At 73.4% G+C, this 25493-nt stretch carries 25 protein-coding genes and 1 pseudogene; 13 read left to right on the top strand and 13 right to left on the bottom strand.

Features of this window, described 5'->3' with window-relative positions; translation table 11 throughout:
• Nucleotides 1-21 precede the first annotated feature (21 nt).
• Nucleotides 22-1356, top strand: a complete 1335-nt coding sequence (locus ABZZ17_RS06505; protein WP_356872665.1) for a M14 family metallopeptidase — start codon at nucleotides 22-24, stop codon at nucleotides 1354-1356.
• An 80-nt stretch (nucleotides 1357-1436) separates the two neighbouring features.
• Here ABZZ17_RS06505 and ABZZ17_RS06510 read toward each other — a convergent pair whose 3' ends face one another.
• On the bottom strand, nucleotides 1437-1847 hold the full coding sequence (locus ABZZ17_RS06510; protein ID WP_356872667.1) for a RidA family protein: 411 nt from the start codon (nucleotides 1845-1847) through the stop codon (nucleotides 1437-1439).
• Entirely contained in the window at nucleotides 1844-2605 is a 762-nt protein-coding gene (locus tag ABZZ17_RS06515; protein WP_356872669.1) for an IclR family transcriptional regulator, read from the bottom strand. Before ABZZ17_RS06515 ends, ABZZ17_RS06510 begins: the two co-directional genes overlap by 4 nt.
• 159 nt (nucleotides 2606-2764) lie before the next feature.
• Here ABZZ17_RS06515 and ABZZ17_RS06520 point away from each other — a divergent pair, with 159 nt between their 5' ends.
• From ABZZ17_RS06520 to ABZZ17_RS06530, 3 genes are read left to right on the top strand one after another with little or no spacing between them, the layout of a single operon-like run.
• Nucleotides 2765-4045 (top strand): amino acid deaminase, encoded by a 1281-nt coding sequence (locus tag ABZZ17_RS06520; protein ID WP_356872671.1) that lies wholly within the window; start codon nucleotides 2765-2767, stop codon nucleotides 4043-4045.
• Nucleotides 4046-4054: 9 nt separating this feature from the next.
• The gene (locus ABZZ17_RS06525; protein WP_356872673.1) at nucleotides 4055-5635 is read left to right on the top strand and encodes a D-aminoacylase; all 1581 of its coding nucleotides are present in this window, start codon (nucleotides 4055-4057) and stop codon (nucleotides 5633-5635) included.
• 17 nt (nucleotides 5636-5652) lie between these two features.
• Nucleotides 5653-6672, top strand: a complete 1020-nt coding sequence (locus ABZZ17_RS06530) for a YdcF family protein (protein WP_356872675.1) — start codon at nucleotides 5653-5655, stop codon at nucleotides 6670-6672.
• 87 nt (nucleotides 6673-6759) lie between these two features.
• Here the strand turns inward: ABZZ17_RS06530 and ABZZ17_RS06535 are convergent, their stop codons facing one another.
• A complete protein-coding gene (locus ABZZ17_RS06535) occupies nucleotides 6760-8118 on the bottom strand; it encodes a carbohydrate-binding protein (RefSeq protein ID WP_356872677.1) in 1359 nt (452 codons plus the stop codon).
• A gap of 178 nt (nucleotides 8119-8296) precedes the next feature.
• On the opposite strand from ABZZ17_RS06535, the gene ABZZ17_RS06540 reads away from it, so the two are divergent.
• Both ABZZ17_RS06540 and ABZZ17_RS06545 read left to right on the top strand, forming a co-directional pair.
• A complete protein-coding gene (locus ABZZ17_RS06540; protein WP_356872679.1) occupies nucleotides 8297-8482 on the top strand; it encodes a hypothetical protein in 186 nt (61 codons plus the stop codon).
• 154 nt (nucleotides 8483-8636) lie between these two features.
• On the top strand, nucleotides 8637-9137 hold the full coding sequence (locus tag ABZZ17_RS06545) for a peptidylprolyl isomerase (RefSeq protein ID WP_356872681.1): 501 nt from the start codon (nucleotides 8637-8639) through the stop codon (nucleotides 9135-9137).
• A gap of 80 nt (nucleotides 9138-9217) precedes the next feature.
• Here the strand turns inward: ABZZ17_RS06545 and ABZZ17_RS06550 are convergent.
• Nucleotides 9218-10123 (bottom strand): annotated as a pseudogene (locus tag ABZZ17_RS06550) (LysR family transcriptional regulator); the annotation flags it as partial.
• A 108-nt stretch (nucleotides 10124-10231) separates the two neighbouring features.
• Here ABZZ17_RS06550 and ABZZ17_RS06555 point away from each other — a divergent pair.
• A complete protein-coding gene (locus ABZZ17_RS06555) occupies nucleotides 10232-10699 on the top strand; it encodes a nitroreductase/quinone reductase family protein (protein ID WP_356872683.1) in 468 nt (155 codons plus the stop codon).
• 62 nt (nucleotides 10700-10761) lie between these two features.
• Here the strand turns inward: ABZZ17_RS06555 and ABZZ17_RS06560 are convergent, their stop codons facing one another.
• The 3 genes from ABZZ17_RS06560 to ABZZ17_RS06570 all read right to left on the bottom strand — a co-directional run bounded on the left by ABZZ17_RS06560 (nucleotide 10762) and on the right by ABZZ17_RS06570 (nucleotide 12293).
• The gene (locus ABZZ17_RS06560; protein WP_356872685.1) at nucleotides 10762-11130 is read right to left on the bottom strand and encodes a hypothetical protein; all 369 of its coding nucleotides are present in this window, start codon (nucleotides 11128-11130) and stop codon (nucleotides 10762-10764) included.
• A 200-nt stretch (nucleotides 11131-11330) separates the two neighbouring features.
• Nucleotides 11331-11894 carry a GNAT family N-acetyltransferase gene (locus ABZZ17_RS06565; RefSeq protein WP_356872687.1) on the bottom strand — a complete coding sequence of 188 codons (564 nt, stop codon included), beginning with the start codon at nucleotides 11892-11894 and terminating at the stop codon, nucleotides 11331-11333.
• A 27-nt stretch (nucleotides 11895-11921) separates the two neighbouring features.
• A complete protein-coding gene (locus tag ABZZ17_RS06570) occupies nucleotides 11922-12293 on the bottom strand; it encodes an SgcJ/EcaC family oxidoreductase (protein WP_356872868.1) in 372 nt (123 codons plus the stop codon).
• Nucleotides 12294-12975: 682 nt separating this feature from the next.
• Here ABZZ17_RS06570 and ABZZ17_RS06575 point away from each other — a divergent pair.
• Complete coding sequence (locus tag ABZZ17_RS06575) at nucleotides 12976-13347, top strand: VOC family protein (protein ID WP_356872690.1); 372 nt, start codon at nucleotides 12976-12978, stop codon at nucleotides 13345-13347.
• Here ABZZ17_RS06575 and ABZZ17_RS06580 read toward each other — a convergent pair.
• Entirely contained in the window at nucleotides 13344-13925 is a 582-nt protein-coding gene (locus ABZZ17_RS06580; protein ID WP_356872692.1) for a dihydrofolate reductase family protein, read from the bottom strand. The genes ABZZ17_RS06575 and ABZZ17_RS06580 overlap by 4 nt on opposite strands.
• A 595-nt stretch (nucleotides 13926-14520) precedes the next feature.
• Between ABZZ17_RS06580 and ABZZ17_RS06585 the strand changes: the two genes are divergently transcribed.
• Together ABZZ17_RS06585 and ABZZ17_RS06590 are read left to right on the top strand one after the other, a co-directional pair.
• Entirely contained in the window at nucleotides 14521-14859 is a 339-nt protein-coding gene (locus ABZZ17_RS06585) for a hypothetical protein (RefSeq protein WP_356872694.1), read from the top strand.
• A gap of 198 nt (nucleotides 14860-15057) precedes the next feature.
• A complete protein-coding gene (locus tag ABZZ17_RS06590; protein ID WP_356872696.1) occupies nucleotides 15058-15222 on the top strand; it encodes a hypothetical protein in 165 nt (54 codons plus the stop codon).
• A 163-nt stretch (nucleotides 15223-15385) separates the two neighbouring features.
• Here the strand turns inward: ABZZ17_RS06590 and ABZZ17_RS06595 are convergent, their stop codons facing one another.
• Nucleotides 15386-15850 (bottom strand): hypothetical protein, encoded by a 465-nt coding sequence (locus ABZZ17_RS06595; RefSeq protein ID WP_356872700.1) that lies wholly within the window; start codon nucleotides 15848-15850, stop codon nucleotides 15386-15388.
• 117 nt (nucleotides 15851-15967) lie between these two features.
• Nucleotides 15968-16828, bottom strand: coding sequence for a TIGR03619 family F420-dependent LLM class oxidoreductase (locus tag ABZZ17_RS06600; RefSeq protein ID WP_356872702.1), 861 nt, complete (start codon nucleotides 16826-16828; stop codon nucleotides 15968-15970).
• A gap of 93 nt (nucleotides 16829-16921) precedes the next feature.
• On the opposite strand from ABZZ17_RS06600, the gene ABZZ17_RS06605 reads away from it, so the two are divergent.
• Both ABZZ17_RS06605 and ABZZ17_RS06610 read left to right on the top strand, forming a co-directional pair.
• Nucleotides 16922-17668: a hypothetical protein gene (locus tag ABZZ17_RS06605; protein WP_356872704.1), complete on the top strand. Its 747-nt coding sequence runs from the start codon at nucleotides 16922-16924 to the stop codon at nucleotides 17666-17668.
• A 96-nt stretch (nucleotides 17669-17764) separates the two neighbouring features.
• The gene (locus tag ABZZ17_RS06610) at nucleotides 17765-19207 is read left to right on the top strand and encodes a RodZ domain-containing protein (protein WP_356872706.1); all 1443 of its coding nucleotides are present in this window, start codon (nucleotides 17765-17767) and stop codon (nucleotides 19205-19207) included.
• A gap of 4 nt (nucleotides 19208-19211) precedes the next feature.
• Here the strand turns inward: ABZZ17_RS06610 and ABZZ17_RS06615 are convergent, their stop codons facing one another.
• Nucleotides 19212-20324 (bottom strand): ADP-ribosylglycohydrolase family protein, encoded by a 1113-nt coding sequence (locus ABZZ17_RS06615; RefSeq protein ID WP_356872709.1) that lies wholly within the window; start codon nucleotides 20322-20324, stop codon nucleotides 19212-19214.
• 415 nt (nucleotides 20325-20739) lie between these two features.
• On the opposite strand from ABZZ17_RS06615, the gene ABZZ17_RS06620 reads away from it, so the two are divergent.
• Complete coding sequence (locus ABZZ17_RS06620; protein WP_356872711.1) at nucleotides 20740-21819, top strand: tyrosine-protein phosphatase; 1080 nt, start codon at nucleotides 20740-20742, stop codon at nucleotides 21817-21819.
• 69 nt (nucleotides 21820-21888) lie between these two features.
• Here ABZZ17_RS06620 and ABZZ17_RS06625 read toward each other — a convergent pair whose 3' ends face one another.
• Nucleotides 21889-24480, bottom strand: a complete 2592-nt coding sequence (locus ABZZ17_RS06625) for a bifunctional FO biosynthesis protein CofGH (protein WP_356872713.1) — start codon at nucleotides 24478-24480, stop codon at nucleotides 21889-21891.
• A 40-nt stretch (nucleotides 24481-24520) separates the two neighbouring features.
• Nucleotides 24521-25303, bottom strand: coding sequence for an SDR family oxidoreductase (locus tag ABZZ17_RS06630; protein ID WP_356872715.1), 783 nt, complete (start codon nucleotides 25301-25303; stop codon nucleotides 24521-24523).
• Nucleotides 25304-25493 lie beyond the last annotated feature (190 nt).

The raw sequence follows: 25493 nt of genomic DNA on the forward strand, positions 1-25493 counted from the left end.
ACTCCCGACCCAGGAGAACGCATGCGGCTCCACACCCGCCGGAGGGCCGCCGTCACGGCGGCCCTGCTGGCGCTCGCGCTCGGCGCACCCGCCTACGGCATGAGTGCCACGGCAGCCCCGCCGCCCACCCCGTCCACCGCCACCCAGGACGAGGCGATCGTCCAGTACCGGATCCACGGCCCGTCCACCGCCGAAGACCGGACCGCGCTGCTGCGCACCGGCGTGTCGATCGACGAGGTGGACGACCACACCGTGGTCGTCAGCGCCGACACCATGCAGGCCAAGGACCTCCGCAAGCGCGGCTACCAGTTGACCGCCCTGCCCGGGCCCCCGGACCGCTCCGAGCCGGGCATCGCCGCCGGCACCATGGACTTCCCGTCCGCCGACTCGAAGTACCACAACTACGCCGAGGCGACCGCGGAGATCGACCAGCGCATCGCCCAGTACCCCGGGATCATGAGCAAGAAGGTCATCGGGAAGTCCTACCAGGGCCGCGACCTCTTCGCGATCAAGATCAGTGACAACGTCGCCACCGACGAGGCCGAACCCGAGGTGCTCTTCACCGCGCACCAGCACGCCCGCGAGCACCTCACCGTCGAGATGGCGCTGTACCTGCTCAAGGAGTTCGGCTCCAAGTACGGCACCGAGTCCCGGATCACCAACGCCGTCAACGGCCGCGAGATCTGGATCGTCCCGGACCTCAACCCGGACGGCGGCGAGTACGACATCGCCACCGGCTCCTACCGCTCCTGGCGCAAGAACCGGCAGCCGAACTCCGGCTCCTCCTACGTCGGCACGGACCAGAACCGCAACTGGAACTACAAGTGGGGCTGCTGCGGCGGCTCCAGCGGCAGCAAGAGCTCCGAGACCTACCGCGGCGCGGCCGCCGAGTCCGCCCCCGAGGTGAAGGTGGTCTCCGACTTCGTCCGCAGCCGCGTGATCGGCGGCAAGCAGCAGATCAAGGCCTCGATCGACTTCCACACCTACAGCCAGCTGGTCCTGTGGCCCTTCGGCTGGACCTACAACGACACCGCGCCCGGCTTGACCGCCGACGACCTCGCCGCCTTCAAGAAGGTCGGCACCGGCATGGCGGCGAGCAACGGCTACACGCCCGAGCAGTCGAGCGACCTGTACATCACCGACGGCACGATCGACGACTGGCTGTGGGGCAACCAGAAGATCTTCGCCTACACCTTCGAGATGTACCCGTCGAGCGCGGGCGCGGGCGGCTTCTACCCGCCCGACGAGGTGATCGACCGCGAGACCTCCCGCAACAAGGAGGCGGTGCTCCAGCTCCTGGAGAACGCGGACTGCATGTACCGCTCGATCGGCAAGGAAGCCCAGTACTGCACGTGATCCCCGGCTGACCGGCCGGAAGGCCGGCCGGTCGCCGGCCGGGGGCGCCCCACCGCCAGGGGGGCGCCCCCTCGGCGCGCTCAGCCCAGGACGGCGAGGGCGTCGATCTCGACCAGCAGCCCGGCCGGCAGGCCCACGTAGACCGTGGTGCGGGCGGCCGGGGCCTCCTTGAGGCCCTGCTCCTCGAAGTACGCGTTGTAGATCTCGTTCATCTCGGCGAAGTGGCCCGTGTCCGTCAGGTACACGCGGATCATCATCACGTCGTCCCATTCCGCGCCGCCCGCCTCCAGCACGGACCGGACGTTCTCCAGCGTCTGGAGGGTCTGCTCGCGCAGGGTCGGGCCCGCCGGGGTGGGCGCCCGGCCCTCGACGTGCGGCAGGAAACCGACCTGGCCGGCTACCTGGAGGATGTTGCCCTTGCGCACGCCGTGCGAGAACTTCGCGGGCGGCGCGGTGTGGGTACCGGGGGTGACGGCGGTCTTCTCGGTCACGAGGCGTCCTTGCTGGGTTCGGAGCCGGAGTACTCCCGGCTGATGGTGTCGGCGGTACGGCGTACCAGGGGCAGCAGTTCGAGCAGTTCGTCGGGGCCCGCGACCACGCCGGGCGCCGAGACGGACATCGCGGCGACGACCCGCCCGCCCGGGCCGCGCACGGGCGCGCCCACGCAGTTGAGCGCCTCCTCGTGACCGCCCAGGTCGGCGGCCCAGCCCTGCCGGCGCACGAGGGCCAGCTCGGTCAGGAACGCCTCCGCGTCCGCGGTCGAGCGGGCGGTGTAGCGGGGGTAGTCGATGCGCGCGGCCAGGCTCCGCCGGTCGGCCTCCGGCAGGTCGGCGAGGATCACCTTCGCGACGGCGGCCACGGTCAGCGGGACCGGCCGGCCGATGCGGGAGTACATCCGCACCGGGTAGCGGCTGTCGACCTTGTCGATGTAGACGACCTCGTCGTCCTGGTGCAGCGCCAGGTGGACCGTGTGCCCGGTGAGCCGGTTCAGCTCGACCAGGTGCGGGTGCGCGACCTCGCGCACGTCCAGGTTCTCCACCGCCTCGGCGGCCAGCGCGAACAGGCCCGCGCCGAGCCGGTAGCGGCCGTCCGGCTGCCGGTACACGAAGCCGTGCGCGTGCAGGGTCCGCAGCAGCCGCAGCGCGGTGCTCTTGTGCACGCCGAGACCGTCGGCCACGTCCCCGAGCCCGGCGGGGCCCTTCGCGAGGGCCGGCAGGATCTGCAGCGCCCGCTCCACCGACTGGCTCACGCCGTGTCCTCTCCTACCGTCCGTCTGCGGGATGACCGGCTCCGGCGGCGCACCGGGCTCCGCCCGTTGACCCGCCGTCATCCGGGATGTTAGACAGCATGCAGCGGCATACGCAACGACCGTTGCGGTACGCGCAACAGCTCCGGGAGGCACCCGCACATGCCCAGCGACCCCGTCCAGGCCCTCGCCGACGAACCGGTCGACCACCGGTTCAAGGGCCTCCCCCCGGACGCCGAGCACGCCGGCCTGACCGTCGGCGCCCTCGCCGCCGAGGCCCGCGACCTGTACACCGGCGGGTTCACCACGCCCGTGCTCACCCTCGACGCGGACGCGCTGGAACACAACCTCACCGCACTCGGGGCGTACTCGAGCCGCCACCACCTCGCCTTCGCCCCGCACGGCAAGACCTGCATGTCCCCGCAGCTCTTCCGGCGCCAGCTGGAACACGGCGCCTGGGGCATCACCGCCGCCGTCCCCCACCAGGCCCGCGTCTACCGCGCCTTCGGCATCCAGCGGATCTTCCTCGCCAACGAGCTCGTCGACCCCGCCGCCCTGCGCTGGGTCGCCGCCGAACTCGCCGCCGACCCCGCGTTCCGGTTCGTCTGCTACGTCGACTCCGTGCGCGGCGTCCAGCTCATGGACCGGGCCCTGCGCGGCCAGCCGTCCGTCATCGACGTCGTCGTCGAACTCGGCGCCGGCGAAGGCGCCCGCACCGGCGCCCGTACCGACGAGGACTGCCGCGCCGTCGCCGACGCCGTCGCCGACGCCGGCACCCTGCGCCTCGTCGGCATCGCCGGCTACGAGGCCGAGGTGCCCGGCGCCGACCCTTCGAGCGTCCACGCCTACCTGCGCCGCCTCACCTCCCTCGCCGTCGAGTTCGACAAGGCCGGGCGCTACTCCCCCGACGTCGAGGAGATCGTCGTCAGCGCGGGCGGCTCCGCCTGGTTCGACGCCGTCGCCGACGTGTTCGCCGAACTCCCGGAGCTCTCCCGGCCCGTCCTGAAGCTGCTGCGCTCCGGCGCGTACGTCTCCCACGACCACGGCTGGTACACCCGCCTGACCCCCTTCAACCGGATCCCGGAGGAAGGCGGCCTGCGCCCCGCCTTCCGGCTGTGGACCCAGGTCGTCTCCCGCCCCACCCCCACCCAGGCCTTCGTGAACGCCGGCAAGCGCGACGTCGCCTACGACCTCGGCCTGCCCCAGGCCGAGCTGGTCCGCGACGCCCTCACCGGCGAGGAGCGGCCCGCGACCGGGGTACGCGTCGTCAAGCTCTCCGACCAGCACACCTGGCTGGAGACCGACTCCGCCGAGGACGTACAGGTCGGCGACTGGGTGGCGCTCGGCATGTCCCACCCCTGCACCATCTTCGAGAAGTGGCCACTGATCCCGGTCGTGCAGGCCGACGGAACGGTCACCGACTACGTCCGCACCTTCTTCTAGGCGGCGGCCGTGGACCTGGTCATCCGGGGCGCCCGCGTCGCCGACGGCACGGGCGGCCCCTCGTACACCGCGGACGTCGGCGTGCACGAGGGGCGGATCGCCGAGATCGGCCGGATCCCCGGCGGCGGACGGCACACCCTCGACGCCCACGGCCTCGTCCTGGCCCCCGGCTTCGTCGACATGCACGCCCACAGCGACCTCGCGCTGCTCCGCGACCCGGACCACAGCGCGAAGGCCGCCCAGGGCGTGACCCTCGAAGTCCTCGGCCAGGACGGCCTCTCGTACGCGCCCGCCGACGACCGCACCCTGGCCGGGGTACGGGCCGCCATCGCCGGCTGGAACGGCCCCGGCGACGACGTCGACTTCGACTGGCACACCGTCGGCGGCTACCTCGACCGCCTCGACCGGGCCCACGGCGGGCAGGGCTGCGCCGTGAACGCCGCCTACCTCGTCCCCCAGGGCACGGTCCGCGCGTACGCCGTCGGCTGGGACGACCGGCCCGCCACCCCCGCCGAACTCGACCGGATGCGGCAGCTCGTCGCCGACGGCCTCGCCCAGGGCGCCGTCGGCATGTCCTCCGGCCTCACCTACACCCCCGGCATGTACGCCTCCGGCTCCGAACTGACCGAACTGTGCCGGGTCGTGGCCTCGTACGGCGGCTACTACTGCCCCCACCACCGCAGCTACGGCCACGGCGCCCTCGCCGCCTACGCCGAGATGGTCGAACTCACCCGGCGGGCCGGCTGCGCCCTGCACCTCGCGCACGCCACGATGAACTTCGGCGAGAACGAGGGCCGCGCCCCCGAACTCCTGGCCCTGCTGGACGCGGCGCTCGCCGACGGCGCCGACATCACCCTCGACACGTACCCGTACACCCCGGGCTGCACCACCCTCGTCGCGCTCCTGCCCAGCTGGGCGGGCGAGGGCGGCCCGCAGGCCGTCCTCACCCGGCTGCGCGACGACGCCGAGGCCGGACGGATCCGCCACGCAATGGAGGTGGAGGGATCGGACGGCTGCCACGGCGTCCCCGTCGACTGGTCCACGATCGAGATCTCGGGCGTCACCGACCCGGCCCTCGCCGGACACGTCGGCACCCGCCTCGACGGCTGGGACACCGCCCGCGCACTGCTCCTGCGGGACCGGCTCGCGCCGACCGTCCTCCAGCACGTCGGCCACGAGGACAACGTCCGGGCGATCATGCGCCACCGCGTCCACACCGGCGGCTCCGACGGCATCCTCCAGGGGGCCAAGCCCCACCCCCGCGCCTACGGCACCTTCCCGCACTACCTCGGCCGGTACGTCCGCGAACTGGGCGTGCTCGGCCTGGAGGAGTGCGTCGCCCACCTCTCCGGCCGCCCCGCGGCCCGGCTGCGGCTGCCCGACCGGGGCCTGGTGCGTGTGGGGTACCGCGCCGACCTGGTGCTCTTCGACCCGGACACGGTCGCGGCCGGCTCCACGTACGAGCAGCCGCGGGCGCTGCCCACCGGCATCCCGCACGTCCTGGTCGACGGACGCTTCGTCATGCGGGACGGCCGCAGGACCCAGGTCCTGGCCGGGCGTTCCGTACGCCGTACGGCCGTTCGCGGCTGACACCTACGATGGGCGCCATGGTCGCCTTCGCCCCCGCCGCCCTGCTCTTCCTCGTCCTGTGCATAAGCGCCCGGAGGGACCGCCGCCGTTTCCGCAACGCCGTACTGCTCGGACTGACCGGCATCGCCTTCTCCTTCGCCCTGCTCCTCAAGGTCGCGACGCTGCCGGGCTGGCTGGCCCCCGTCGCCCTGCTGCTGGTCTTCGCGGTGCCCACCCTCGGCCTCGTGGCCGCCGGGGTCTTCCTCGTCGCCAACGGCGTGACGATGGTCCGCAGGGAGGGCACCCGGCTGCCGAACCTGCTGTCGCTGCTCGCCGGCCTCGGGATCTTCGCGATGATCGCGCTGCTCGTCGTCGTGGGGCGTTCCGGATCCGCGGTGCTCGCCGGGGCGGTGGGGACCCTGGCGCTGGTCGTCGGGTACGTCACCTTCGTCTTCCTGTCCTTCCTCGGCTACGCCTTCCTCTACGGCCGGATCAAGGTGCGCGGCGACGTCGACCACGTGGTGATGCTGGGTTCGGGCCTGATCGGCGGGGACCGGGTGCCGCCTCTGCTGGCGTCGCGCCTGCGCAAGGGGCAGCAGATCCACGAGGCCCAGGTGGCGCGCGGCGGACGGCCGCCGGTGCTGCTCGTCTCCGGCGGCAAGGGCTCCGACGAGAAGGTCTCCGAGGCGCGCGCGATGGCGGACTGGCTGATCGCGGAGGGCGTCGCGCCCGAGCACGTCCGGCTGGAGGACCGCTCGCGGACGACCGAGGAGAACATGCTGTTCAGCCGGGAGATCATGGAGGCGGACGACCCCGGGTACCGGTGCGTGGTCGTCACCAACAACTTCCACGCCTTCCGCGCCGCGATGATGGCCCGCAAGGCCGGGGTCAACGGGCAGGTCCTGGGCTCGCCGACGGCCCGCTACTTCCTGCCGACCGCCACGCTGCGCGAGTTCGTCGCCGTGTTCTGGGAGCACCGGGCCGTGAACCTGGGGATCTGCGGGGCGCTGGTCGCCGTCGGCGCCGCGGCCACCGTGACGGCGGCCCTGACCGTCTGACGGCACGGGGGCGGGTGTGCGGAGGTGCCGTGACTCCCCCCTCGGCAGTCACGGCACCTCCTGTCCGCGCGGGTCGCGCGGGGGCGGCTACAGCCGCTGCCAGAGCGCCGGGACCGCGGGCGGCTCCCAGCCCGTCTGGGCCTGGTGGCCCTGGAGGCAGCGGTAGCTCGCGCCGCCGTGGGTGACGGTGGCGCCGGTCGCGTACACGGCGCCGGCCTTCCAGGTACCGCCCGGCTCGGGCTCGCCGGGGCCGGGGCCGGGGCCCGGGTCGCTGCCGCTGACCTTGAGGGTGAGGCCGTACGCCGACAGGATCGGGTTCAGCGGCTGGAAGAAGGTGGTCCCGCCGCTGGAGCAGTTCCCGGAGCCGCCCGAGGTCACGCCCTGGGCCTGGCTGCCGGAGATGTAGGAGCCGCCCGAGTCGCCGGGCTCGGCGCAGACCGTCGTCCGGGTCACGCCCGAGATCGTGCCCTCCGGGTAGGTGACGCTGGTGTTGTGCTGCTGGACGGTCCCGCAGTGCCAGCCGGTGGTCGAGCCGGAGCGGCAGACGGAGGAGCCGACGGGCTGCAACACCGAGCCGGTGACCTGGACGTTCGCCCCGCCACTGCCCTTGACGAACGGGGTCGCCGTCCAGCTGCTGTTCGCGGCGACCCAGGCCATGTCGTTGCCGGGGAACACGGACGCCTGGAACGAGCCCTGCGCGACCTGGTTGAAGCCGCTCGTCGTGGTCCCGGCCCGGCCGCAGTGGCCGGCCGTCGCGAAGCCCTGGGTGGTGCCCTTGGTGACCGGGAAACCGACGGAGCAGCGGCCGCTGCCGTTCATGTAGTACGCGTCCCCGCCCCGCAGGTCGTACAGCGGGCGCGGAGCCTCGGCGATAGCGACGACCCTGACCGGCGCCGCGGCGGTACCGGTGGCCGCGAGCAGCCGCGCGGCCGCGCCCGGCCGGGTCTCCTCGACGACGACGGTGTTGGTGCGGGTGTCGACGTAGCGCACCGGGGTCTCGGCGGTGGCGGCCCGGTCCAGCGCGGCCTTCGCGGCGTCCAGGTCGGCCAGCGAGCGGCCCACGAGCTTCGCCTCGGCGCCGGCGGCGCGTATCGCGGCGGTGTCGGCGGCGCGGGTGGTGGCGACCGTCAGGGTGCCCGCGTCGGCCCCGTCGAGCCAGGCTCCGGCGAAGGCGGAGCCGAGCCGGGCCCGGAGCCGGGCGGCGGTGGCCCCGGCTTCGGCCTCGTGGGCGAGCCGCGTCCGGGCCTGCGTGGGGGTCAGGCCGAGATCGCGCTGCATGGCGGCGAGCAGTTCGGGCTGGGCGTCGGCGGTGCGCAGGGTTTCCGCGGCCGAGGCGGCGGCGGGGGGCTGCGGCGCGTCCGCGGCGGTGGCTCCGCCGGTGCCGGCCAGCAGCAGCCCGGCGGCGGCCAGGGCGGTACACGCCGCGCGGGCGTGTCGCTTGAGCATGGGGGATCTCCTCGGTTCGGTGGGGGTGTTCGACACCGTAGGAATCCGAACCGGCGTACGGGAGCCGTCGGTTGGCCCCTCCCCCGGTGGTATGGCCGGGCCGGGCGTCCGGCCGAGGTGCGTTCTTGGGCCGGCCGCCGGAGGATGGGGGCCAAGGGGGCAGTGGAAGGGGTACGCGATGGACAGTGAATCGGACCAGCAGCCCACCCGGTCGGACAAGCTCTTCACCGGCGGTGAGCGGCCTTACGACCCTGAGGACCTTGTGATGGCGACCGGCCACGACCCGACTCCGGAGCGGGTCGAGAAGGCGCGCCAGATGATCGAGAAGGAGGGTCCGCAGGTCATCGAGCGCTACCTGCCCTAGGTCGCCTCTTTCGGCCTAAGCCGGAGCACCGGTCGGGCGGCCGATGACGCTGCTGTGGTTCACGGCCCGGGGCGGACACCCCGGGCCGTGGCCTGTTCGTCACCCTCTGCGATGCTGTGTGGCACGTTCCAGCCCCAGAAGGGACCCGACCCGCATGCCTCAGGTGAAGCTGACCACCAGCCTCGGCGCCATCGTCATCGACCTCTACGAGCAGCAGGCCCCGGCCTCGGTCGCGAACTTCCTCGCCTACGTGGAGAGCGGCCACTACGACGGCACGGTCTTCCACCGGGTGATCCCCGGCTTCATGAACCAGGGCGGCGGCTTCACCGCGGACATGCGGCAGAAGCCGACCCGCGAGCCCGTCCGCAACGAGGCCGACAACGGCCTGAAGAACACCCGGTACTCGGTCGCGATGGCCCGTACGAGCGTTCCGCACTCGGCGACCTCGCAGTTCTTCGTCAACACCGCCGACAATCCGGCGCTGGACCACACCTCCGCCACCCCGGGCGGCTACGGCTACGCCGTCTTCGGCGTGGTCACGGAGGGCCAGGACGTGGTCGACTCGATCGCCGGGGTGCGCACCGGCCGCGCCGGCGGGCACGGGGACGTCCCGCTGGTCCCGGTCGTGATCGAGAAGGCCGCGCTGCTGGGCTGAGCCGTGACGGCGGCGCCCGCGGCGGGGGCCCTGACCGGGGCGCCCGCGGCGGGGGCCCTGACCGGGGGCGCTGCCGCTGCCGCCGCCGACCGGGCCAGGGCGTCCGCGTGCGCGGCCCGGGCCTGCTCCAGGACGGCCGGGGCCCGGACCGCCGCGGGCGCGGCCGGATGCCAGCCCAGCAGGTGCCGCCACACGAGCGGGCTCCCGGCGAGCGGCCTGGTCAGCACCCCGGGGGTCACCGGGAACGTCGCCCGGCACAGGCCGACGGCCCGCCCGACCTGGACGAGGTGCACGCACGAAGCGGTGTCCGTCTCGTACACGCAGGCGGGCGCGAACCCGGCGCGCACGCACGCCGCCGCGAAGCAGTCCCCGAAGCAGCCGTCGCCCGGTACGTCGGTCCAGGCCTCGGCGGCCAGTTCCGCCAGCTCGATCTCGGCCCGGTGGGCGAGGGGGTGGTCCTCGGCCAGCATCACGTGCACCGGATCCCGGGCCACCTCCATCCAGGCGAGCCGCCCCGGCTCGGGCGGCGGGCTCTCCCCGCACACCCCCACCAGCGCGAAGTCCAGCCGCCCGGCGGCGACGCCGCCCGCGACCTCGCGCTCCGACCAGGAGGTGTACGTGGTCACGGAGACCCCGGGCTCCTGCCGGGCGATCCGGTCGACGAGCCCGCCGAGCAGCGGCCCGTGCGTCCCCCCGAGCCGGTAGCCGGCCGCCCCCTGCCGGGCGAAGCGCACCGCTTCCTCCTGGAGCTCGCACACCGCGGGCAGCACCACCCGGGCCCGCTCCAGCACCAGCTCGCCGAGCGCGGTGGCCCGTACGCCGTCGCGCCCGCGCACGAAGAGCGCGCCGCCCAGCGCCCGCTCGATCCGCTTGAGCTGGGCGCTCAGCGCGGGCTGCGCGAGTCCGAGCGCGGTGGCGGCGCGGGTCAGGCTCCCGGCGTCGGCGACGGCCCGGACGATCTTGAGGTGTCTCAGCTCCAGATCCATGCTCCGAGCTTGGTCCAGACCTGTGCGCATGCGCTACGGGTCTGCCGCATCCAGAATCGAGGGAGGCTCGTTAGCCGTCCGGGGGCCGCCCTACGGAGGTCAGGAAAAATGCACAGCGTCACCGTCGCCGTCGACTGGGAGCACCCCACCGACCCGCGCCCCGGCCCGCGCCTCGACCACGTCCGCACCTACGTGACCAGCGGCGGCGCCGACGGCCAGTTGTGGCACGGGGTCCCGACCCTCCTGCTGACCACCCTCGACCGCGCCACCGGGCGGACGGTGCGCACCCCGCTGATCTACGGGACGGACGCGGGCCGCCACCTCCTCGTGGCCGCCGCCTCGGGCGGACCGCGCCATCCCGCCTGGTACCTGAACCTCACCGCCCACCCGGAGGTCCGCCTCCAGGTGGGCCCGGCCGTCTTCCCCGGCCGGGCGCGCACGGCGGACCGGGCGGAGCGGGAGACGTACTGGGAGGCGATGACGGCCCTGTGGCCGCTCTTCGACGACCACCAGGCGACGGCGTGGCCGCGCGAGTTGCCGCTGGTGATCGTCGAGCGCGACGGGGGCGTCGGCTAGGGCTGCCGAGCGCGTCGGCCAGGGCTGCCGAGCGCGTCGGCCAGGGCTGCCGAGCGCGTCGGCTAGGACTCCTGCGCGGTGCTCGGGTCCTCGAAGCGCACGGAGCGCACGAGGAGGTCGTCGCGGGTGGGGTTGCCGTTCGCCCGCAGCCGCCACTCGGCACCCGTGCAGCTCGCGCCGCGGTAGACGACCACGGGGGTGTCGGTCCGGTTGTGCGGGGCGTAGCCCGGGAGCAGCTTGTCGTCGCCGACGGCACGGAGGTTGATGCACTTGCCGCTGTGCGGGTCGGTCAGGACGATGACCTCCTCGTGTCCGAGGTCGGTGACGTACTTGTACGAGAACTCGCCCGTGGCCGCGACGGCCGAGCCGGGCAGCGCGAGGACCAGGGTGAGGGCGCCGAGGGCGGCGGCGACGGTGCTGCGGAGCTTCATGACGGGGTGGGTCCCTTCCGAAGATGATCAAGGGGTGTTGCGGGCCCGACCCTAGGAGCGCCCGCCGAGGAGAATCGATCCGCCACGACCACCGGCCACGGCGCGCCGCGCACCATCACCCGTTCGGGCAGGACCCCGGCCGCGCGTCACCTCATGCCGCCCCGGCCGGGCACGCGAACGGCGCCGGACCGGACGGCGCCCTACACCCCGGTCGCGGCGGCCACCGCGCTGTAGGTGCGGCCCCCCGCGACGTAGTCGCCCAGCGGGGTCATGCCGAACCCGTCGACGTGCACCTTCCAGGACGGGACGTTGCCCGCCTCGATGAACGCCACGACCGCCTCGGCACGCTCCGCCGCCGCCGCGACGGCCATCGTGAACAGCCCCCGGGCCACCCCGCGCCCGCGGTGGGCGGCATCGACGACGACCGGCCCGTAGAGCAGCCACCGCACCTCGCGCAGCGGACGGCCCTCCCACAGGAGCACGTCCTGGGCCCGGAGCAGCCCCAGGACCGCAGCCGGCGGGTCGGGCAGGTCCCCGGCCACCGAGAGGGCCAGCAGCCCCACGACCGCCGCCTCCCCGTCGCCGTCGTCCGCCACGAGGAGCTCCCCGCCCCGGGCCATGGCCCGCAGGGCCCCGACGCCGAAGGCCCCCTGCACGAAGCCCTGACGGGAGCGCTGCTCCGGCGTCAGGGCGTCGTGGTGGTTGGCCGCGAAGAGCGCGGCCATGGCGGGCGCGTCGGCCTCGGTGGCGTATCGGTAGCGCATGGGCCGATGCTCCCACCGCCGCCGGGGCTAGTCGGCGACGACACCCGTGTTCTGGCAGGCGGTGAGCAGCCAGCGGCCGTCGTCCTGCTTGGAGATCACGTACAGCGGGGCGCCCTTGCTCTCCCCCTCCGGCGACCGGTAGACCTGCCGGACCTTGACGGCCGCGACGTCGGGACGAATGAAGAGCACATGGGCGACCTCGTAGGTGACCTCACCGTCCCAGCTCGCGTCGGGGAGAACCTTGCGGGTGAACTCCGCGATGGCGTCGAACCCGATGAGGACCTTGCCGTGGGCGGTCGTCCAGATCGCCTCCGGGTGGAAGAGGGCGAGGAACTCCTCGGGGTCCTTGTTCCGCTGGGAACGCTCGACGGTGGCGACGAGCCGGTGGATCGCTTCCATGTCCGCCGCGTGCGACGTGGTCTGGGGGTGGGTCTGGGACTGGGGGTGGGACTGGGGGTGGGACTGGGACTGGGGCTGGGATTCCGTCGTCATGCCGAAATACTCATACCTCAACCCGAGTTGAGGTCAAGCCTCAGTGGGGCGGGGGTGGGGCGGGGGGTGTCGGGCGGTCGGGGTCGGGGGTGGGCGGTGCTCCCTTGATGGGGTCGGGTGTGTGTCGGGGGCTGCCCGTCAGTCCACTGTCCTTCCGTTTCGGTCCGGTCCCTCAAGGGCGCTCACTTCGTTCGCGTCGCTTCGCGATGGCCTTCGGCCACCCTTGACCGACCGGCCCGAAACGAAATGCCAAAGACTGCCGGGAAGCCCCCGAAGGAGGGCAGGGGGGAACGACTGCCCAAAGGTTCCGTCAGCGAAGAGCCGAGGGGCCGGGGGCCGCCCGACCGGGCACACGGCCCCCTCGCGGCCCGTTCCGGGACCACACCCGAGCCCTACCCACCCGAAATGACGACCAGATCAGCCTGGGGTGCAGTCAGGCGCGTCAGATCGCTACGCGCTCCTCTCGGCATAGCGTCCGACGACCGTCTGGGGCTGGACAAAGGCAGCCCACGACCGCTGGGTGGGGGAGCTGCCATTGCGGGATCAAGTCTGTGGACACGGGCTGGACGGCTGATCGATAGTGCGGCCCATGGCCTCACTCATACGACACATCACCATCGACTGTTCCAACGCCTACCTGCTGGGGCAGTTCTGGGCTGCCGCCCTCGACGGGTCCCTGGCTGACGACGACTTCCCCGGGGACCCGGAGGCTTCGGTCACGGCTGCCGGTACGCAGTTGCTGTTCGTGACGGTGCCCGACGGCAAGACGGTGAAGAACCGCGTGCACCTCGATCTCCAGCCGCAGGACCGGTCGCGCGATGAGGAGGTCGAACGCATCCTCGCCTTGGGCGCGACCGTCGTCGGCGATCACCGGAAGGCCGACGGGACGGGCTGGGTGACCCTGGCAGATCCGGAGGGCAACGAGTTCTGCATCGAGCGCAGCGCCGCCGAGCGGGGTTAGCTCTTGGCCGGCCTGTAGGTGCAGACGTTCACGCCGGTGCTGCTGGTGACGGTGGAGACGAGTTCGAGCGTGCGCAGCCCGCCGTCCTCGGGGAAGATCGACTTCCCGCCGCCGAGGAGCACCGGCATGACGATGAGCCTCAGCTCGTCGAAGAGCCCCTCGCCCAGCAGGCTGCGTACGAGCGTGGGGCTTCCCATGACCAGCAGGTCGCCGCCGTCCTTCGCGTGCAGGTCACGGACCTGCTCCAGGTCGATGCGCGTGGAGTTGTGCCACGTGAGGTCGTCCGCGCCGAGCGTCTCGGACACGACGTACTTGGGGATGGAGTTCATCTGGTCCGCGAACGGGTCGCCCGCCCGCTCGGGCCAGGCCGCCGCCATGGTCTGCCACGTACGACGCCCGAAGAGCAGCGCCTCGGCCTTGGACGTGGCGTCGGCGAAGGCACCACCGACGACCTCCGGCTCGAAGAAGGGGTGGGACCAGCCGCCGTGGGCGAAGCCACCGTCGTTGTCCTCGCCCTGACCGCCCGGCGCCTGAACGACTCCGTCGAGGCTGATGAACTCGCTGATGACGATGCGCATGGGAACCGCTCCTCTTCCTCACGTGGGCTGTACGGCAATAAGGACCGCACCACTTCCCGTAAATGATCGCCCCGCCCCTGTGATCCACGTCACCCCGCCACATTCACTGCCGCATGGCGGTCATCCAGCCCCAGACGGTCGTCGGACGCTATGCCGAGAGGAGCGCGTAGCGATCTGATGCGCCTGACGGCGCCCCAGGTTGATGTGGTCGTCATTTCGGGTGGGTAGGCGGCGGTCTGGTCCCGGAAGGGGGCGCGAGGGGGCCGTGTGCCCGGTCGGGCGGCCCCCGGCCCCTCGGCTCATCCCTGACGGAACCTTTGAGGCTTGAGTTCCCCCCTGCCCTCCTTCGGGGGCTTCCCGGCAGTCTTTGGCATTTCGTTTCGGGCCGGTCGGTCAAGGGTGGCCGAAGGCCATCGCGAAGCGACGCGAACGAAGTGAGCGCCCTTGAGGGACCGGACCGAAACGGAAGGACAGTGGACTGACGGGCAGCCCCCGACACACACCCGATCCCATCGAGTGGGTACCGCCCACCCCCGGCCCCGATCCGCCGTAAAAGCAGGTGCGGGTGGGCTCGGGGGGCGCCTAGCTTGAGGCGGTGAGCAGCGACTATCCATTCGCCGACGGCTACAACCTTGCCTGGGATCTGACCGGCTTCGGTGGCGCGGACGAAGAGCTGGTCGAGTCCGTTTCCCTCTCCCGGGAGCAGTTCCTGGCGATCAGGCACCTCTTCGTGCTGGGTGACGATCCCTGGATGGTGGCGGGCGAGTACCGCGTGGCGCCGGGCATATGGGCGCACGTGCGCGGTGTCGTGCCGGGTGTCCGGTTCGATCGTGACGTCGACTACTTCCTCGGCGCCCGTCAGGCCCTGCCTGACGGGCGTTTTTGGCGTCCGGCCGCGGGTGCGATCTCCCCGGGGCCGATTCCGCCTCCCTGACCCGCATGTGAAACGTCGCGATCACGGTTCCCAGGGCACCCACGGCACCCCAACCCCCCACACCACGCGGCCCACTTACGCCCCGCCCATGGGCGCCCACACCCATCCCCGACTACCCCACGTGTTTAAGCCAGCCCGTTTCGGTAACACTTGGTAGTGACATGCACTCAGTACCCGGCGAAAGAGAAGGAGATGGCCATGGTCACCGCGTTCATCCTCGTCGCGGTCGCTGCCCTCATCGCCCTGCTGGCGGCCGCGCCTTCCGTGCCCGTGAAGCGGAATCCGTCCCCCGGCGGCGCCGGTGCGCACCGGCTGCGTACCGTGCCGTCGCCGCGTCGCGGCTACCGTCGCAGCGGCAGCTGACATGAAAGCGAGGGTCCGCCTCCCCTCGGGGGAGGCGGACCCTCGCTACGTCTCGTCCGGCACCCAGGCGCTGACCTGGTGGCTCGTCGGGTGGGTCAGGCGGCCGCACCGGACGTCCAGGCGGAGGTCTTCGGGGCGGACGGTTCCCGCCCCGCCGCGGCCGTTACTTCGGGAGGGCCGGGAGCGAGGGGAGCTTGCCCGGCTCGTTCTTCTGGAAGGTGTCGGTGCCGGCGGCGCCCTCCCAGGTGACCTTCAGGGTGGTGGCGTCGACGGAGTCGACCTTGCCCTTCGAACGCTGGGCACCGGCCGGGCACTTGAGGTCGAAGGTCTTGCCGTTGGTGGTGCCCTCGCAGGTCAGCCCGGTGGCCGCCTCGACGACGAAGGCGATCTGGCCCTTGACGGTCAGGATGACGCCCTTGCCCGGGTTGGCCATGCTGATCCAGCCGCCCTCCAGGCTGCCGCCCTTGGTGTCGCCGCCCGTGGCCGGGGTGGAGGGCGCGGGGGTGGAGGAGGCGCCGGGGCCGGGCTTGTCGGCGGCCGGGGTGGAGTCGCTGCCGCAGCCGGTCAGGGCGAGTACGGCTACGGCGGCGGTCGTGGCGGCTACGGAAAGGCGCAGGTGGCTGAGCACGGGAAGTCCCCCAGATAAGGCGAGTTGATCGGCGGAACGCGCCAAACTACCAGCCGTTCGGGTGACCGGCGGAACACCGTCGGGGGACGGCGTGTCATGGGTGCGCGGCAGGTCCCGTCACAGGTACTGGGCGAAGTCGTCCAGGGTGCGCAGGATCTCCGCCTCGCGGGCCGAGGGGAGTTGGAGGACGACCTCCTCGATGCCCAGTTCCGCGTAGTGCCCCAGTTTGCCCGGGCTGGGCTGGACGGCGTACGGGACGACCTGGAGGGTCTTGGGGTCGCGGCCCGCCGTCTCCCAGGCCTGCCGCAGTACCGGCAGGGACTCGGTCAGGCCGCGGCCGCCGATGGGGAGCCAGCCGTCGGAGTGGTCGGCGATCGCCGCGAACAGCTTGGGGCCGGCGGATCCGCCGATCAGGGTGCGCGGACCGTACAGGGGTCGTCCGGCGCCGAGTTCGCGCGGGGGCTGGACCGGCTTGGGGTGGGCCGAGCTGGCCCGGACGGAGCCGTACGGGCCCTCGTGGGCGGTCGGCTGCGGGGCCCACAGGGCGCGCATGAGGGCCATGTGGTCGCGGACGCGTTCGCGGCGGGTGGGCCAGTCCACGCCGTGGTCGGCGGCCTCCTCGACGTTCCAGCCGTAGCCGATGCCGAGGGTGAAGCGGCCGCCGCTGAGGTGGTCGAGGGTGGCCACCTGCTTGGCGAGGCCGACCGGGTCGTGCTGGGCGACGAGGGTGATGCCGGTGCCGAGGTGGAGCCGCTCGGTGACGGCGGCGGCCTGGCCGAGGGCGACGAAGGGGTCGAGGGTGCGCCCGTACTGCTCGGGGAGGTCGCCGCCCATGGGGGCGGGCGTGGTGCGGCTGACGGGGATGTGGGTGTGCTCGGGGAGGTACAGGCCGGAGAAGCCGCGTTCTTCGAGGGAACGGGCCAGGCGGGTGGGGGAGATGGTCAGGTCGGTGAGGAAGATGGTCGTGGCGATCCGCATGGGCGCGTGCACCTCCGAGACGTGGGGAGGGCCAAGGTACGGCTTCGCGGGCGAGGGTGGCAGGGGCACACGGCGCGTGGTGAGGTGGATGGCGTGAACAGTACGGAGACGATCACGGTGCCGGAGGCGCTGCACGGCTACCCGGGGGTGGCCTTCGGCGGCTACGTGGCCGGGCTGCTGGCCGCGCGGACGGCGGGCCGGCACGCCGGGCAGGCGGTACGGGTGGACTTCCGGCGGCCCGTGCCGACCCGGACCCCGGTCCGCCTGGACCCGGACGGCGGGCCCGGCGGGGCGGGGCTGCTGGACGGGGACGGGGTGCTGCTCGCCGCCGCGGCGGCGGTGGCCGCACCGGACGGGGTACCGCCCGCGGCGCCCTCCTGGGCGGAGGCCGTGAAGGCCGCCGACGCCTACCGGGCGGATCCGCCGGACGGGCAGGTCGACTGCTTCGGCTGCGGCCTGGACCGGACCCCGGCGACGGGGCTGCGCCTGCACTGCGGGCGGGTGCCCGGCCGGGACCTCGTCGCCACGGCCTGGACGCCGGGCCCCGAACTGGCGGGCCCGGACGGGATGTTGCTGCCCGAGCTGGTGTGGGGTGCGCTGGACTGCCCGGGCAACGCGGCCGGCCGGCTCCTCGCGGAGGGTCCGGGGGGCGCCGTCACGGCCTCGCTGACGGCGCGGCTGCTGCGGCCGGTCCCGGTGGCGGGGGAGGGGCTGCTCTCGTACGCATGGCTGCTCGGGGTGGAGGGGCGCAAGTGCAGGGTGGGCACGGCCCTGGCCGCGCCGGGCGGTGAACCGTACGCGTACGCCGAGGCGTTGTGGATCCGGCCGCGCCCGGTGTAGGCCGTCCTTCCGGATCTTGCCGGGTCCGCGCCGCGGGCCGGGGCGGGCCGGCGCGGGGTCATACTGGGCGGCGGGTATCGCGGAGGGGGCGTGCGGGTGGGGTTCGGGACGGGTCTGCCGGAGCGGATCGGTGCGTACGCCGTCGAGCGGGAGCTGGGCGCGGGCGGCATGGGGACGGTGTACCTGGCCCGGTCGCGGGGCGGCCGCGCGGTGGCGGTGAAGGTGGTGCGGCCCGAACTGGCCGCAGATCCGCACTTCCGGGAGCGGTTCCGCGCGGAGGTGGCGGCGGCCCGCAAGGTCGGGGGTTTCCACACGGCCCCGGTCGTGGACGCTGATCCGGACGCGGACGTGCCCTGGCTGGCGACGGCCTACGTTCCGGGGCCCACGCTGTCCGGGCTGCTGGCGGAGCGCGGTCCGATGGACGAGGACCGGCTGCGGCTGCTGGGCGCCGCGCTGGCGGAGGCGCTGCACGCCGTGCACGCGTGCGGTCTGGTCCACCGGGACCTGAAGCCGGGGAACATCATCATGGCGGAGGACGGACCCCGGGTCCTCGACTTCGGCATCGCACGGGCCGTCGAGTCGACCCGGCTGACCTTCACGGGGGCCGCGTTCGGCACGCCCGGCTTCCTGGCGCCCGAGCAGGCGCAGGGGCTGGACGTCAGCGGCGCCGCGGACGTGTTCGCACTGGGCGCGGTACTGGTCGCGGCGGCGGGCGGGAGCGCCTTCGGGGAGGGTACGCCCCTCGGACTGATGTACCGGTCGGTGCACGAGCCGGCGGACGTGTCCGCGGTACCGGAGGGGCTGCGGGCGGCCGTCGCCGCCTGCCTCGTGAAGGACCCGGCCCGCCGCCCGTCCCCGGAGGAGCTCCTCGAACGGTTCGCCCCCGGCCCGGTCGTATCGGATTCCGGTCCGACCGTGCCCGTGGACGTGCCGGTCCGGACGGCGCCCCTCGTCCCGGACACCGTGGTCGCCCCGGCTGAGCAGGAGCAGGGGCAGGGGCGGGAGCCGGGGCCGGAACGGTCCGTTCGTGGCGGGGGCGGGCGTTCGCGGGTGGTGACCGTGCTCGCGGGTACCGTCGTCGCGGTCGTGGCCGCCGTCCTGGTCGTCGTCGCCAGCCGGGGCGACGACCCGGGCGGCGAGGCCGGGGCGCTGCGGTCCCCGTCGGCCTCCCCGCCGGCCTCGTCGTCCGCGTCCCCCGCCGCTTCCGCCTCCCGGCAGGCGTCGGCCGCTCCGCCCGCCGGGCGGGACGCCGCGGCCGCGGCTCCCGGCGACGCGCCGGGGGACCGGGTCACGGTCGTGGTCAGCGCCCGGGAGTCGAGCTGGCTCTCCGTCAAGGACCACGGTGGGCGGCTGGTCTTCGACGGGACGATCCAGCCGGGCGAGAGCAAGACCTTCACGGACGGCCAGTCGATCGACCTGGTCCTGGGTGACGCGGGCGCCGTCGACCTCGTCGTCAACGGCAAGGAGATCGCGGACGACTTCCAGTCCGGTCAGGTGGAGCGCCTCACCTACACGAAGGACGACCCCGTGCGCGGCTGACCCCTCAGGCGCGCGGGTAGCGGGCCAGCCAGCCGGGGGCGGAGGCGGAGGGGCCGTGGAGGGCCGGGCCCTGGGTCATCTCCAGGGCGAAGTCGTCGGAGAGTTCCAGGATCGTGGCGCGTCCCTCCAGGTCGGCGAGCCAGGCGGCCGGCAGGGCCGTCTCGCCGTGCAGGGCGCCGAGGAGGGACCCGCACAGGGCGCCGGTGGCGGTGGAGTCGCCGCCGTGGTTGACGGCGAGGCGCAGCCCGTGCGGAACGTCCTCGGCGACGAGGGCGCAGTACACGGCGACGGCCAGGGCGTCCTCGGCGTCGCGTCCGTCGCCCGGGGAGAGGGACTCGACGGCCCGGGGGCTCGGTGCCTGGAGGGTGACGGCGGAGACGGCCCGCTGGAGGGCGTCGGTGACGGGCTGGTGTCCGGGGCGGGTGCCGAGGAGGCCGAGGGCGCGCTGGATGGCGGCGTCGAGGGTCTCGCCCCGGGTCAGGCCGTGGATGATCACGGCGAGGGCGCCGGCGGACAGGTACGCGGTGGGGTGTCCGTGGCTCTGGGTGGCGCATTCGACGGCGAGCTGGAGGACGAGGGCGGGTTCCCAGCCGACGAGCAGGCCGAAGGGGGCCGAGCGGACGGTGGCGGCCGCGTCGCGGGCGGTGGGGTTCTTCGGCTGTTCCAGGGTGCCGAGGATGTCGTCGGCGAAGCCGGTCATGCAGGCGCGGTCGGGGCCGCGGCGGGCGTAGAGCCATTCCTCGCGGGCGAGCCAGCCGTTGTCCTTGCGGCGTTCGTCCGGGCCCCAGTCGTGCTGGGTCGCGGCCCAGCGCAGGTAGGCGCGGTGGACGTCGGTGGGCGGGTGCCAGCCGCCGGTGTCGCGGCGCACGTGGGCGCGTATGAGCCCGTCGACGGTGAACAGGGTGAGCTGCGTGGAGGCGGTGACGGTGCCCCGGCGGCCGTGGGCGGGGGCGGGTTCGGTCAGCCCGGCCAGGCCGTGGGTTTCGCGGATGCCGTCCAGGGAGAGGCCGGCGACGGGTGCGCCGAGGGCGTCGCCGATGGCGGAGCCGAGGAGGGTGCCGCGGACCCGGCTGCGGAAGTCCTGCTGTTCGACGCGGCCCCACAGGGCGGTGGCCACGCCGACGGAGGCACCCCCGGCCGGGCCGGCGGAAGCGCCCGCGGGGCCCGCGGCCACCGGCGCCGGGGCCGTGACCGGCGGATTCGTGGCCGGTCGGCCGTCCGGCGCGGTATCCGCCCCCGCTGCCGCCGCGGATTCCGGTGCCGCCCCCACGGTCGCCGGTGCCGCAGTTCTCGACATGGCTGTGTCCATCGCAGTTTCCCCCCAGGCTTTGGCGCGACTGTAGTGGACAGGTTCGGTCGAATCCGGAAGGAGTTCGTCACGTCGCCCGTAAGTGACCGGAGAACGGCCGGAATGCGAATATTTTCAGCCGTCGACCGTCCAGTGGCACGTTTTGTCAGTCGCCTTCGGGGCGGCCGGTTTCGGCCACGCCTCGTTCACGCGGCGTTCTCCGTCGGCCCACAGCCTCGGGGACATGAAGAAGGCACTCCTCGCCGCGACCGTCGTCGCCTCCGCACTCACCGCCTCCCTGGCCGTCACCCCCGCCGCCTCCGCCGCCGGCTGGGACCTCCCCTGGAACCACCACCGGGGCCAGTCCGCCATCCCCTTCACCGAGGCCACCGTCACCGCCGCCGGCGACGGCTCGTACACGCTGACGTGGAACGCCGAGGGCACCAGGCGCGTCGAGATCAAGGCGAACGGCAAGGTCGTCGCCCAGGGCGGCGCCCGGGGCCGGGCCGTGGTCAAGGGGCTGCCCGCCGCCGACCGCCAGTGGTTCGACTTCAAGCCCGGGCGCGGCCAGGGCCTGCGCCTCGCCGACCGCCTCATCGCGCTGGAGGGCACCGCCAACTTCCGTGACGCGGGCGGCTACCGCACCACCAACGGCCAGTGGGTGAAGATGGGCGAGGTCTACCGCTCCGACGCCCTGAACAAGCTCACCGCGAACGACCTGGCCAAGCTCCAGCGCCTGCGCGTCAAGACGGTCTTCGACCTGCGCATGGAGGACGAGCGCACCAAGGACGCCGACAAGGTCCCGGCGGGCGCCGCGTACGTCGTCGCCGACGTCTTCGCCGGCTCCGGCTCCTTCCAGACCCTGCCCAAGACCCCCGCCGAGGCCGTCAAGGCCATGACCGACGCCGAGAGGACCATGGTCTCCGGCGAGGGCGGGAAGAAGGCCTACACCCAGGTCTTCCAGGGCATCCAGAAGGACCGCGCCCGCGTCGTCCTCTTCCACTGCACCGCCGGCAAGGACCGTACGGGCTGGGCGAACGCCGCGCTGCTGACCGCCCTCGGCGTCCCCCGCGAGACCGTCGAGGCCGACTACCTGGCCAGCAACGACTACCGCAAGGCCGCCAACGACGCGGTCCTCTCCCACCTGCCGCCCCAGCAGGCCGCCGTCTACAAGCCGCTGCTCGACGTCCGCCCCGAGTACCTGAACGCGGGCTACGAGGAGGCCAAGGCGAAGTACGGCTCCTTCGACCGCTACCTGAAGGACGGCCTCGGCATCGACTCCCGCGAGCTGCGCGAGCTCCGCGAGGACCTGCTCGTCGGCTGAACCGCGCCCGGCGGGACGCGCCCGGAGCCCGGCCGGCAACCCCGGCCGGGCTCCGCCGCGCGCCCGGGGTCAGTCCAGTACGGGGAGCAGTTCCGGCAGGTGTCCGTCGGAGGCGCGGGCCGCGTCCTGGCGCTCCTGCGGGACTTCCCCGTACAGGGTGGTGCGGGCCTTCGCGGGCCGTCCGGCGGCCTCCGCGACCGCGATCAGGTCCCGGACCGACTTGTACGAGCCGTAACCCGATCCGGCCATGCGGGAGATGGTCTCCTCCATCAGGGTCCCGCCGAGGTCGTTGGCGCCGGAGCGGAGCATCTCGGCCGCGCCCTCCGCACCCAGCTTCACCCAGCTGGTCTGGATGTTGGTGATGTGCGGGTGGAGCAGCAGCCGGGCCATGGCCGTCACCGTCCGGTTGTCGCGGACGGTGGGGCCGGGCCGGGCGATGCCCGCCAGGTAGACGGGGGCGTTGGTGTGGATGAAGGGGAGCGTCACGAACTCGGTGAAGCCCGCGACGCCCTTGTCGAGGGCGGCCTGCTGGATCCGCACCAGCGTGCGGAAGTGGCCGAGCCAGTGCCGCGGCTGGTCGACGTGGCCGTACATCATCGTGGACGAGGAGCGGATGCCGAGCTCGTGCGCCGTGGAGATGACGTCGATCCAGTCCGCCGTCGGCAGTTTGCCCTTGGTGAGGACCCAGCGGACCTCGTCGTCCAGGATCTCCGCCGCCGTGCCCGGGATGGAGTCCAGCCCGGCCTCCTTGGCGGCCGTCAGCCAGTCCCGTACGGACATTCCGGTACGGGTGGCGCCGTTCTCGACCTCCATCGGGGAGAAGGCGTGCACGTGCATGCCGGGGACCCGCTCCTTGACCGCCCGCGCGATGTCGAAGTAGGCGGTGCCGGGCAGGTCGGGGTGGATGCCGCCCTGCATGCAGACCTCGACCGCGCCGACGTCCCAGGCCTGCGCGGCCCGGTCGGCGACCTGGTCGAGGGAGAGGGTGTAGGCGTCGGCGTCCGTGCGGCGCTGCGCGAAGGCGCAGAACCGGCAGCCGGTGTAGCAGACGTTGGTGAAGTTGATGTTCCTGGTGACGATGTACGTGACCTCGTCGCCCACCACCGACTTGCGCAGGTCGTCCGCTATCCGGCACAGCGCGTCGAGGGCGGGGCCGTCGGCGTGGAGCAGGGCCAGGGCCTGGGCGTCGGTGAGCGCGGTCGGGTCGTCGGCGGCCTGCGCGAGGGCGGCCCGTACGTCGGTGTCGATGCGCTCGGGCACCATGCCGGGCGCGGCGGCCTCGCGCAGGGCCTCCCAGTCGCCGTAGACGTGGTCGAAGTCCTCGCGGCGGTCGCCGGTGCGGCCCTCGGTGTCGATGGCGGTGTGCAGGTCGGTGCGCCCGTACGCGGCGAATCCCTCGTCGGGCTCCTGCCAGGGCCGGCCCTCGACCTTCGCGGACTCGTTCGCCAGGCCCGTGTCCGGATCGGCCAGGGCGCGGACGTGCGGCAGCAGCCGGGGGTCCAGCCAGGGTTCGCCGCGCCGCAGGAACTCCGGGTAGATCGTGAGCCGTTCGCGCAGCTCGAAGCCGGCGGCAGCGGTCCGCTCGGCGAGCTCCTCGATGTGCGGCCAGGGCCGCTCGGGGTTGACGTGGTCGGGGGTCAGGGGGGAGACCCCGCCCCAGTCGTCGATGCCCGCGCCGATGAGCAGGGCGTACTCGGCGTCGACCAGGTTCGGCGGGGCCTGGATGCGGGCGCCGGGGCCCAGGATGTGCCGGGCGACGGCGATGGCCGCGGCCAGCTCCTCCAGCTCCGCGTCGGGCATGCCGCGCATCGCGGTGTCCGGCTTGGCGCGGAAGTTCTGGACGATCACCTCCTGGACGCCGTGGTAGCTGCGCTGGACGCGGCGCAGTTCGAAGAAGGCCTCGGCGCGCTCCTCGTAGGTCTCCCCGATGCCGATGAGGACGCCGGTGGTGAAGGGGACGTTGGAGCGTCCGGCGTCCTCCAGCACCCGCAGGCGCACGGCCGGGTCCTTGTCGGGGGAGCCGTGGTGGGGGCCGCCGGGCTCGGACCACAGGCGGGTCGCGGTGGTTTCCAGCATCATGCCCATCGACGGGGCGACGGGCTTGAGGCGCTGGAGTTCGGACCAGGTCATGACGCCCGGGTTGAGGTGGGGGAGCAGGCCCGTCTCCTCCAGGACCCGGATGGCCATGGCCCGTACGTAGGCGAGGGTGTCGTCGTAGCCGTGCGCGTCGAGCCACTCGCGGGCCTCGGGCCAGCGGTCCTCGGGGCGGTCCCCGAGGGTGAAGAGGGCTTCCTTGCAGCCCATCGCGGCGCCTTCGCGGGCGATGGCGAGGACCTCGTCGGGGGACAGGTACATGCCGTGGCCGGCGCGGCGGAGTTTGCCGGGCACGGTGACGAAGGTGCAGTAGTGGCACTTGTCGCGGCACAGGCGGGTGAGGGGGATGAAGACCTTGCGCGAGTACGTGATGACGCCGGGCCGGCCGGCGGCCGCGAGCCCGGCGTCCCGCACCCGGGCGGCGGAGGCGGCGAGGTCCTTCAGGGCCTCGCCGCGCGCCTGGAGGAGCACGGCCGCTTCGGTCGCGTCCAGCGCGACGCCGTCACGGGCCCGCCGGAGCGCGCGGCGCATCGCGTTTTCGGTCGGAGCGTCACTCGGAGTGGTCATACGGGGAGCATACGATCCGCGGGTCGCCGCACGGAGGGCGTCATCGCATCAGTTCACCGGCGTTGACCAGCAGGGACTGGCCGGTTATCGCCCGGGCCCGCTCCGAGGCGAGGAACACGGCGGCGTCGGCGACGTCCCCGTCGGTGGCGAGGTCGGGCAGCGCCATCCGCTCGGTGAGGCGGGCGTGGACCTCGGCCTCGGGGACGCCCTCGGTGTGCGCGGTGAAGGTCACGAAGGCCTGGACGGGCGGGCCCCACATCCAGCCGGGCAGCACGGTGTTGACGCGGATCCGGTGCGGGCCCAGCTCGCGGGCCATGGAGTACATCGCGGAGGTCAGCGCGCCCTTGGAGGCGGCGTAGGCGGCCTGCTGGACCTCGTTGGGGGCGGCGACGGCGGACTGGGTGCCGATGATGACGACGGAGCCGCCGTTCTCCTTGAGCGCGGGGAGGCAGGCCCGGGTCATGCGCAGGGTGCCCAGGAGGTTGACGTCGAGGATCTGCTGCCAGGTCCCGAAGTCGGCGTCCGTCAGACCGCCGAAGTACGAGTCCCAGGCGGCGACGTGCACGACGGCGTCCACGCCGCCGAAGCGCTCGCGGGCCAGTGCCACGAGGGCCTCGCACTGGGCTTCGTCGGTGATGTCGGTGGGGAGGTGGGCGGTGCGGTGCCCGTCCGGGTCGATCTCGGCGGCGGACTTGGCCAGGTTGGCCTCGGTCCGGGCGCCGAGGACGGCGTTCCCGCCGTCGCGGACCACGGCGGCGGCCACCTGGTGGCCGAGCCCGGCCCCGACGCCGGAGACGATGACGGTCTTCCCTCGCAACAGCATGCGGCGCTCCCTGGCGACTCGATCTGACGGGCCGTCAGGGTAGGGTGCGGGGGCGCGGATGGGAAGGTCCGCCGAGGGGCCGGGGAAGGGGCCGGCCGTGGGGCCGCGCCCGGCCCGCCGGCGCGCTCCGCGATGGCGAAAACGGATGCAAAGGGTCATCAGGCGTGCCGGAACGGGTCATTGCGGTGTT

The organism is Streptomyces sp. NPDC006512 (genome assembly GCF_040611935.1).
Classification (GTDB): domain Bacteria; phylum Actinomycetota; class Actinomycetes; order Streptomycetales; family Streptomycetaceae; genus Streptomyces.

Coding starts and splice junctions, on each gene's coding strand:
- ABZZ17_RS06505 (WP_356872665.1), top strand. CDS start 22: ATGCGGCTCCACACCCGCCGGAGGGCCGCCGTCACGGCGGCCCTGCTG.
- ABZZ17_RS06520 (WP_356872671.1), top strand. CDS start 2,765: ATGCCCAGCGACCCCGTCCAGGCCCTCGCCGACGAACCGGTCGACCAC.
- ABZZ17_RS06530 (WP_356872675.1), top strand. CDS start 5,653: ATGGTCGCCTTCGCCCCCGCCGCCCTGCTCTTCCTCGTCCTGTGCATA.
- ABZZ17_RS06535 (WP_356872677.1), bottom strand. CDS start 8,118: ATGCTCAAGCGACACGCCCGCGCGGCGTGTACCGCCCTGGCCGCCGCC.
- ABZZ17_RS06540 (WP_356872679.1), top strand. CDS start 8,297: ATGGACAGTGAATCGGACCAGCAGCCCACCCGGTCGGACAAGCTCTTC.
- ABZZ17_RS06545 (WP_356872681.1), top strand. CDS start 8,637: ATGCCTCAGGTGAAGCTGACCACCAGCCTCGGCGCCATCGTCATCGAC.
- ABZZ17_RS06555 (WP_356872683.1), top strand. CDS start 10,232: ATGCACAGCGTCACCGTCGCCGTCGACTGGGAGCACCCCACCGACCCG.
- ABZZ17_RS06560 (WP_356872685.1), bottom strand. CDS start 11,130: ATGAAGCTCCGCAGCACCGTCGCCGCCGCCCTCGGCGCCCTCACCCTG.
- ABZZ17_RS06565 (WP_356872687.1), bottom strand. CDS start 11,894: ATGCGCTACCGATACGCCACCGAGGCCGACGCGCCCGCCATGGCCGCG.
- ABZZ17_RS06570 (WP_356872868.1), bottom strand. CDS start 12,293: ATGGAAGCGATCCACCGGCTCGTCGCCACCGTCGAGCGTTCCCAGCGG.
- ABZZ17_RS06575 (WP_356872690.1), top strand. CDS start 12,976: ATGGCCTCACTCATACGACACATCACCATCGACTGTTCCAACGCCTAC.
- ABZZ17_RS06580 (WP_356872692.1), bottom strand. CDS start 13,925: ATGCGCATCGTCATCAGCGAGTTCATCAGCCTCGACGGAGTCGTTCAG.
- ABZZ17_RS06590 (WP_356872696.1), top strand. CDS start 15,058: ATGGTCACCGCGTTCATCCTCGTCGCGGTCGCTGCCCTCATCGCCCTG.
- ABZZ17_RS06600 (WP_356872702.1), bottom strand. CDS start 16,828: ATGCGGATCGCCACGACCATCTTCCTCACCGACCTGACCATCTCCCCC.
- ABZZ17_RS06620 (WP_356872711.1), top strand. CDS start 20,740: ATGAAGAAGGCACTCCTCGCCGCGACCGTCGTCGCCTCCGCACTCACC.
- ABZZ17_RS06625 (WP_356872713.1), bottom strand. CDS start 24,480: ATGACCACTCCGAGTGACGCTCCGACCGAAAACGCGATGCGCCGCGCG.
- ABZZ17_RS06630 (WP_356872715.1), bottom strand. CDS start 25,303: ATGCTGTTGCGAGGGAAGACCGTCATCGTCTCCGGCGTCGGGGCCGGG.